Origin of the sequence: Catenulispora pinistramenti (genome assembly GCF_018274385.1) — a bacterium.
Classification (GTDB): Bacteria; Actinomycetota; Actinomycetes; order Streptomycetales; family Catenulisporaceae; genus Catenulispora; species Catenulispora pinistramenti.
In genome coordinates, this window is sequence record NZ_JAAFYZ010000488.1 from 1 (window position 1) to 1,215 (window position 1,215).

2 protein-coding genes are annotated in these 1,215 nt (G+C 69.1%); one reads left to right on the plus strand and one right to left on the minus strand.

The window, feature by feature from the left end; all coding sequences use genetic code 11:
- Positions 1 to 525: riboflavin biosynthesis intermediates N-glycosidase (ybiA, locus tag KGQ19_RS48655; protein WP_212022447.1), on the minus strand; the 525-nt coding region annotated here is incomplete at its 3' end.
- Positions 526 to 585: 60 nt separating this feature from the next.
- Here ybiA and KGQ19_RS48660 point away from each other — a divergent pair.
- Positions 586 to 1,020 (plus strand): nitroreductase family deazaflavin-dependent oxidoreductase, encoded by a 435-nt coding sequence (locus KGQ19_RS48660; RefSeq protein ID WP_212022449.1) that lies wholly within the window; start codon positions 586 to 588, stop codon positions 1,018 to 1,020.
- Positions 1,021 to 1,215: the final 195 nt, after the last annotated feature.

The following is a 1,215-nucleotide window of genomic DNA, read 5'->3' on the forward strand; positions in this document are numbered from 1 at the left end:
CACCGCTTCCGCCCCCACCGCCTCCGCCGCCAGCACCACCCGAGCCGCCATCAAAGCCTCCCCGAGCAGGTTCAGCCCCCGCCAGCGCGCCGGATCGTGCACCCGCGCATCCGTCGCGGCCAGCCCGATCCCCCAGATCCGGTCCACCGGGCTGGCCTCCACCAGCACCCGCGTGCGGGTCCCCAGCAGGAAGGCCAGCAATTGCGGGTTCTGGCGGAACTTCGCCACGTTGCCCGCCGTCACGATCGCCAGCCGGTTGGCCACCCACGTGTCCTCGTCGAACCCGGCGATCGTCCGGCCCAGTGCCTTCGCCTCCTGCGGATGCCCGAGGCCCACCACCTTTGCTGCGGTCTCCTCGTCCCCGAACAGTCGGGCCTTGGCCCACATCATGTAGTGCTCGGCCGTCGCGAACCGTACGCCGCCCACCTCGAAGGATGCCGGGTACCACTGGCTCAGGCACTCTGCGCCCACCGCCCCCGGCTTCTTCGGGGTGTGGCCCCAGAAGAACAGATACTTTGTCGCCATGGCTTGATCTTCTCGTATGCCGCCGCGACAAGGCAGCGGGTTTGGAGTTGACTGGGGATCATGGCGACAGACTCCGAATACGCTCCCAGCCCCCGCGACCATGTCCGGGAGGCTGTCGAGCTCTACGAAGCCACCGACGGGCGCGAGGGCAACCTGATGAAGGGGTTGCCGGTCATCATCTTGACCACGGTCGGCAACAAGAGCGGCAAGGTTCGCAAGATCCCGCTGATGCGGGTCGAGCACGATGGCTCCTATGCCGTCGTCGCCTCGATGGGCGGCGCCCCGAAGCATCCGGTCTGGTACTACAACATCGTGGCGAGCCCGGAGGTGGAGTTGCAGGACGGCGCCACCAAGAAGACCTACGTCGCGCACGAGACCAGCGGTGAGGAGCGCGAGACCTGGTGGGCCCGGGCCGTGCAGGCCTACCCGGAATACGCCGACTACCAGACCAAGACCGACCGCGTCATCCCGCTGTTCGTCCTCACGCCGCGCTGAGCGCCGCCGGCGGCCGCGCGCGGGGGAGTGCGGTCGCCGGGCCGGTAGGCTGGTGCGGGTGGACAATGCGCATGGTGACCCGATACACGCGGACGTGATAACTCAGGCCCCGGCGGGCTCGGATGCCGCTGAGCTGGCCGACGAGCACACCGGGCACACGTCCGGGCACGCCTGCGAGCACACCCCGGCCCACAC